Genomic DNA, 6012 nt, shown 5'->3' on the forward strand with positions numbered 1-6012 from the left:
ATTATGTCCCTTTCCAGCTGGAACTACCCCACCGCCATCATCGCGGGCAGTGGTGCATTGAACAAACTCCCGGATGCCTGCCAGTCTCTGGGAATTATTCGCCCCCTGTTGGTGACAGATCCCGGTATCGCTGCCCTACCAATGACGCAGACGGCGATAAACCTTTGCGAGGAAAGCGGCTTGAGTGTCACCCTGTTCAGCGACGTTCAAGGTAATCCAACCGGAGAAAACGTCGCCGCAGGGAACAAGGTTTTCGTTGACGGTCATCATGATGGCATTATCGCCCTTGGTGGCGGCTCAGCCCTTGATTGCGCCAAAGCCATAGCGCTTTCCGCCCGCCAGAAACATGAAATGTGGCAGTTTGAAGATGTTGGCGACAATTGGACACTCGCCGTGCCTGATCTTATCGCCCCCGTGATTGCGCTTCCCACCACAGCAGGAACTGGTTCTGAAGTCGGCCGGGCTTCGGTGATCACCAACAGTGCAGAGCAACGGAAAGTGATCATCTTCCATCCGGACATGGTGCCCAAACAGGTCTTGCTTGATCCAGATTTGACCCTGGCTTTACCCCCGCACATTACTGCCGCAACAGGGATGGATGCCCTCTCACACAGCCTTGAAGCACTTTGCGCTCCAGGCTATCACCCCATGGCAGACGGGATTGCGACCGAAGGGATCCGGCTGGTGCAGCAAAACCTGCCCACGGTATTTCACAACGGCGCGGACAAAGAGGCTCGGATGCAAATGCTTGTTGCATCAAGTATGGGCGCGACCGCATTCCAGAAAGGATTGGGGGCCATGCATGCCATCGCTCACACACTGGGGGCGCTGTACAACGCGCACCATGGCTTGTTAAACGCAATCTTGATGCCCTATGTATTGGACGCTAACCGCAGCGAAGTCGAACAGAAAATGGCGCGGCTTGCGCGCTACCTGAACCTTGAAGGTGAAGGGACGGATGCCGTATTGGCGTGGATCCTGGCATTGCGGCGTGAAGTTGGGATTCCCCACACCCTCGCGGATATCGGCATCACTGCCGAAGAGGCTGAGCGCGTCGGCAAAATGGCCGTAAACGACCCCTCTGCGGGCGGCAACCCTATTCCCTTTACGGCAGAGCAGTACAGCCAACTTTTCACCCTTGCCGTGAATGGCAAGGATTGGTCGTGAGGCGCTTATGATTATTGGCCTGCTTATCTGTGACGATGTGAAGCCTGAACTACAGGCTTCACACCGCAACTACACCGATATGTTCCAGAGCCTGCTGACTCAGGCCGACCCCAAAGTCAGATTACGTTTTTACCGTGTTATTGACGGCGAATACCCAGAGAATATTGATGATTGCGACGGCTACGTTATCTCTGGAAGCCGTTACAGTGTTTACGATGACCTGCCTTGGATTAAGCAGTTCGAAACGTTCGTCAAAACACTTTACGCCGTTGGAAAACCCACGGTCGGCATCTGCTTTGGTCACCAAATGATGGCGCAGGCACTCGGGGGAAAAGTAGAACGATCTGCCAATGGATGGGGTGTAGGCATCGCCACCAGCAAAATCACGGAACATCCGGCTTGGATATCTCCCCAACAGAATGCGTTTTCCCTGGTAGTCAGTCATCAGGATCAAGTCTCCGAGCTTCCTCCAGAAGGCAAATCCCTCGCAACCAGCGATTTCTGTCCGATTGGCATGTTCACTGTCGGCCAGCATTTTCTTGGCATCCAAGGGCACCCCGAATTCTCCCGCGCTTACTCGTTTGACCTGATGGAATCCCGGCGTGACCGCATTCCGCCAGAGGTCATCTCGGCCGGTCAAGCCTCCCTCAGCGAAACGCCTGACAGCGAAGAAGTCACCCGCTGGCTGCTTCACTTTATCCGGCAGGCACAACAACCTGCCAATGCCAGCACACCGGACTGAGCCCAGAAAATAAGGACGTATTTCATGGAATCTGCTGCTTCGGAAAATGACAAACTGCTCACTTACCTGCCCTCGCCACTGGCGACATATGTGCGATGGGTAGAGTCGATAAACTATTACGTTGGCCGCTTTGCCATGTACCTCATCTTCGTGATGCTGGGCATTCTGGTTTACTCCTCTGTCACCAAAACCTTTTTTCTCCCCTCCCTTTGGACATTGGAAATGGCGCAGTTTGTGATGGTCGCCTACTACATGCTCGGCGGCCCCTACTCCATGCAACTGGGCGGTCACGTGAGAATGGATTTGCTCTACGGCAACTGGTCACCCCGCACCAAAACCCTGGTCGACAGCGTTACCGTCATCTTCCTGCTTATCTATCTTGCGGTACTGCTTTACGGCGGTATTTCCAGCACAACCTATGCACTGGAATACGGTGAACGTAGCTATTCAGCGTGGCGGCCTTACATGTGGCCAGTCAAAGTCACCATGTGTATCGCCATTTTCCTGATGATTCTGCAAGCCACAGCAGTGATGCTGAAAGATTTTGCCCGCCTGCACGCACCGGAAGATCTGGGTATTAGCACAGAAGGAGGCGAGCAATGAGTTATGAACTGATCGCCCTCTTAATGTTCTCCTCCATGATGCTGATGCTGTTGACCGGACAACGAGTATTCGCCGCCATTGGCTCCGTTGCGGTTATCGCGGCATTGTTGCTCTGGGGAGACGGAGGTTCTGAAATCGCCTTTGGCGCAGCAATGAAGCTGATGAAATGGTACCCCTTACTGACACTGCCCCTGTTTATTTTTATGGGGTACATGTTGTCAGAGTCAGGTATCGCCGAAGACTTATACAAGATGTTCCATGTCTGGATGGGGCCCGTACACGGTGGCTTGGCTATCGGTACCATTTTGCTGATGGTTGCAGTCTCCGCCATGAACGGCCTGAGCGTGGCAGGTATGGCAATTGGTGCCAGTATCGCCCTGCCTGAATTGTTGCGGCGCGGCTATGACAAGATCATGGTGACTGGCGTCATCCAGGCAGGCAGTTCGCTCGGCATTCTGGTGCCCCCCAGTGTGGTACTGGTGCTTTACGGCATGATTGCGCGCCAGCCGGTTGGTCAGCTCTGGCTTGCCGGTGTGTTCCCTGGCCTGATGATGGCCGGCATGTTTGTACTTTACATCGTTATCCGCTGCAAAATGCAGCCACACCTTGGCCCGGCGCTTTCTGCTGAAGAACGCAACGTACCGATGCGGGAAAAACTCAAACTTCTGCGCGCCGGTATTCTTCCGTTAGGGATATTTTTCTCCATGACGGGGCTGTTCCTGCTCGGTGTCACCAGCCTGGTAGAAAGCTCTGCGGTGGGCGCACTGGCAGCCACCGTGGCTGCACTTCTCAAGCGTCGCCTGACCAAAGAAGTGATGGAAAACACCCTGCGCAAGACACTGGTCGTCAGCTGCATGTTTATGTGGATCATCCTCGCGGCACTCTGTTTTGGCGCGGTGTTCGACGGATTGGGTGCCGTGAAAGCCATCGAGTCCCTGTTTGTAGAGCGGCTTGGTCTCACGCCTTGGGAAATCCTGATCCTGATGCAGCTTTCCTATCTGATCATGGGGACATTCCTCGATGACACCGCCATGCTGGTGATTGTCGCGCCTCTTTATGTTCCCTTGGTCAAACTGCTCGGTTTCGACCTTATCTGGTATGGCGTGCTGTACACCATCACCTGCCAGATTGCCTATATGACACCACCTTTTGGCTACAACCTGTTTTTAATGCGCGCCATGGCACCGCCTGAAGTCACGCTCGGCGATATTTACCGATCGATCGTGCCGTTTGTGTTGATCATGATGTTGGCGCTCGCCATCGTCATGATCTTCCCTCAGGTCGCGCTGTGGTTACCCGAGTGGCACTACCAACGATGAGTGACACACCAAGAAACAGACTTATGTCTCATTTTTGGCACTACACTCAGAATGAATGGTAAGCCTGTTTACCGAAATGATGATGAAGAAAAGGACACCACTATGAGCAATAGACGTGATTTTCTCAAAAAGGCCGGAATAGTCGGAGCAGGCAGTGCAACTGCGATCCTCGGTGCGCCCGCCATTGTGTCGGCCAAGGAGCCCATCCGCTGGCGACTGCAAACCTACGCAGGCCCAGCCCTTGCTGAACACGTGATCAAACCGGCGGTTGATGCATTCAACATTGCCGCGAATGGAGAAATGATCATCGAACTCTATTACGCCGACCAACTCGTCCCTACCGGTGAGCTGTTCCGCGCAATGCAGAAAGGCACCATTGATGCCGTGCAAAGTGATGATGATTCTATCGCTGCACCGGTGGATATTGCCGTTTTCGGTGGCTATTTCCCATTCGCGACACGCTACAGTCTTGATGTGCCTGTGCTGTTTGAAGAGTACGGTCTGAAAGAGATCTGGAAAGAAGCGTATGACGAAGTCAAAGGCGTGACCTGGCTCAGCGCAGGCTCTTGGGACCCGTGCCATTTCGCCACGGTTGAGCCTATCCGCAGCCTCGCTGATCTGAAAGGCAAGCGCGTGTTCACCTTCCCAACCGCTGGCCGTTTCCTGACAAGGTTTGGGGTTATTCCTGTCACTTTGCCATGGGAAGACGTGGAAGTGGCAGTACAAACCGGTGAGCTTGATGGCATTGCCTGGTCAGGCATTACCGAGGATTACACTGTCGGCTGGGCAGATGTGACCAACTACTTCCTGACCAACAACATTTCCGGCGCATGGTGTGGCTCTTTTTACGCCAACACTGACCGTTGGAATGCCCTGCCAGAGCACCTCAAAGTGCTGTTCAATATGATGATGGATACGTCCCACTACTATCGCCAACACTGGTATTGGGGTGGCGAGGCGCGTCTACGCACAGCAGGCACTAAAATGGAGCTGACAACAATTCCGGATGCAGAATGGCGTCAGGTAGAGCTTGAAGCCTATAAGTTCTGGGATGAAGTGGCAGAAACCAGCCCAAGGGCGAAGCGCGTGGTTGAGATATTTAAAGAGTACGCAGGGGTAATGGAACAGGCTGGGAAACCTTACCGGTATTCCTAACCACAGAAAGAGAAAGCGGCAAATGCGCCGCTTTCTCTTATCCAGTTCTTCCGTTTTCACACCATTCATTTTCTGCTGGGTTTAATAGAAACAAGACCTCACAAATTAACGTTTCATTTTTGTTAATTTTTCGTATTTTTATAATACTGATGGCAGTGTTGTTCAGGAGTACATCATGCCATTGATATTGCGCTCATTCATTTTGCTGTGCCTGCTGCCCAATTTTGTTATGGCAAAATCCAGCGATACCATTGTCGTTTTAACTTCTTTTCCAGAAACCTTTTACACGCCAATCAAGAGCGCATTTGAGAAAAGCCATCCCAGCCTGAAATTACAAATCCTGAACAAAAAAACGCCTGCAGTCATCCAGCATATCGCCCGCAAACGCGCCCCGTCCCCCGACCTTATCTGGATTTCCTCCGCGGATGCCATGGCAACCCTGCAAGCCAAATCCATGATTGAAGAACCGGTGACATTTGCCTGGTCGCAATTTGTGTTCTTCTGGCATCAGGACAAACTGAGGCAATTGAACACTCCAAGCCCTGCCACTTGGGAAGACTTACTGCGCCCAGACTTTACCCAGGAAATCGCGATCAGTGCGCCTTCCCGCTCTGGCACCAACCACATGATGATAGAGATGATTCTGCAACAGTACGGTTGGGAGAGAGGATGGGCCTTTTTAAGTCAACTCGGCGGCAATCTAGCGACAGTCACGGCACGGAGCTTTGGTGTTCGCGAAGGGGTGATAAAGCAAAGATTTACCCTTGGGCCCGTGGTTGATTTTTTCTATCGCAGCGCCGTTGCAGAGGGTCATCCTGTTGGGTTTCAGCCCGTGCCCAATACGCCGCTGATCCCCGCCCAGATAGCATTAACCCAAGGGGATAAACGCAACCCCTCCAGTAATGCCGATCAGTTAAGAGATAAATGATCGGTTGAACGATCCAACAGATGGCTTATAAAGGCTCTAAGTCCCCATACTTAGAGCCTTTTATTTTGCAATTGACCACAGCCCTTACCCTCGCGAAT

General features: G+C 52.8%; 6 protein-coding genes. All 6 read left to right on the forward strand.

All coding sequences use genetic code 11. The annotated features are described in order from the left end of the window. The first annotated feature begins 3 nt into the window (after positions 1-3). Positions 4-1167: an iron-containing alcohol dehydrogenase gene (locus tag KU854_RS16350; RefSeq protein WP_218359499.1), complete on the forward strand. Its 1164-nt coding sequence runs from the start codon at positions 4-6 to the stop codon at positions 1165-1167. A 7-nt stretch (positions 1168-1174) separates the two neighbouring features. Then, a complete protein-coding gene (locus KU854_RS16355) occupies positions 1175-1909 on the forward strand; it encodes a glutamine amidotransferase-related protein (protein WP_218359500.1) in 735 nt (244 codons plus the stop codon). A 24-nt stretch (positions 1910-1933) separates the two neighbouring features. Continuing rightward, the gene (locus tag KU854_RS16360) at positions 1934-2512 is read left to right on the forward strand and encodes a TRAP transporter small permease subunit (protein WP_218359501.1); all 579 of its coding nucleotides are present in this window, start codon (positions 1934-1936) and stop codon (positions 2510-2512) included. Further along, a complete protein-coding gene (locus KU854_RS16365; protein WP_218359502.1) occupies positions 2509-3831 on the forward strand; it encodes a TRAP transporter large permease in 1323 nt (440 codons plus the stop codon). The genes KU854_RS16360 and KU854_RS16365 overlap by 4 nt, the downstream gene beginning before the upstream one ends. Positions 3832-3933: 102 nt before the next feature. Further along, positions 3934-4986, forward strand: coding sequence for a TRAP transporter substrate-binding protein (locus KU854_RS16370; RefSeq protein ID WP_218359503.1), 1053 nt, complete (start codon positions 3934-3936; stop codon positions 4984-4986). 175 nt (positions 4987-5161) lie between these two features. Beyond that, positions 5162-5914 carry an ABC transporter substrate-binding protein gene (locus KU854_RS16375; protein WP_218359504.1) on the forward strand — a complete coding sequence of 251 codons (753 nt, stop codon included), beginning with the start codon at positions 5162-5164 and terminating at the stop codon, positions 5912-5914. Positions 5915-6012 lie beyond the last annotated feature (98 nt).

The organism is Enterovibrio paralichthyis (assembly GCF_019209835.1).
In the GTDB taxonomy this organism is placed as follows: domain Bacteria; phylum Pseudomonadota; class Gammaproteobacteria; order Enterobacterales; family Vibrionaceae; genus Enterovibrio; species Enterovibrio paralichthyis.

Excerpts from the sequence above, each read along its gene's own strand:
- KU854_RS16350 (WP_218359499.1), top strand. The coding sequence starts at position 4 with ATGTCCCTTTCCAGCTGGAACTACCCCACCGCCATCATCGCGGGCAGT.
- KU854_RS16355 (WP_218359500.1), top strand. The coding sequence starts at position 1,175 with ATGATTATTGGCCTGCTTATCTGTGACGATGTGAAGCCTGAACTACAG.
- KU854_RS16360 (WP_218359501.1), top strand. The coding sequence starts at position 1,934 with ATGGAATCTGCTGCTTCGGAAAATGACAAACTGCTCACTTACCTGCCC.
- KU854_RS16365 (WP_218359502.1), top strand. The coding sequence starts at position 2,509 with ATGAGTTATGAACTGATCGCCCTCTTAATGTTCTCCTCCATGATGCTG.
- KU854_RS16370 (WP_218359503.1), top strand. The coding sequence starts at position 3,934 with ATGAGCAATAGACGTGATTTTCTCAAAAAGGCCGGAATAGTCGGAGCA.
- KU854_RS16375 (WP_218359504.1), top strand. The coding sequence starts at position 5,162 with ATGCCATTGATATTGCGCTCATTCATTTTGCTGTGCCTGCTGCCCAAT.